This window comes from Psychrobacter sp. W2-37-MNA-CIBAN-0211 (assembly GCF_040309405.1).
GTDB lineage: Bacteria > Pseudomonadota > Gammaproteobacteria > Pseudomonadales > Moraxellaceae > Psychrobacter > Psychrobacter glaciei.
Genome location: NZ_JBEOOU010000224.1, coordinates 1 through 270 on the forward strand (window position 1 = coordinate 1; position 270 = coordinate 270).

A 270-nucleotide genomic window follows, 5' to 3' on the forward strand; every position below is an offset into this window, starting at 1 on the left:
ATGCAGCATAAGTCGTTAGACGATGGCACGGTTGCAAAGCTAGTGGGTGCAGAAAGCACCAGCGGCACCGATTTTTACTTAGCGGCAAGTAAATTACACTTAGGTGCTATTGCAGGATACAACTGGTTTTGGAACGTGACCACCCGTTACTGCAAAGCCAACCAACTAGGGTTACTGGGTTATGGCGGCAATAATGCCAGCAATAAATTGTTATTTGAGGCAAGCACAGCGATATTTTTAAGCCGTAAAGTCGCGTTAGGTGTTGAGTAT

The 270-nt window shown here is 45.6% G+C and carries 1 protein-coding gene; it reads left to right on the forward strand.

Annotated elements, in window-relative coordinates:
• Positions 1 to 270 (forward strand): DUF3034 family protein (locus AAEY72_RS15005; protein WP_352311358.1); only part of this gene is annotated, 270 nt, incomplete at both ends.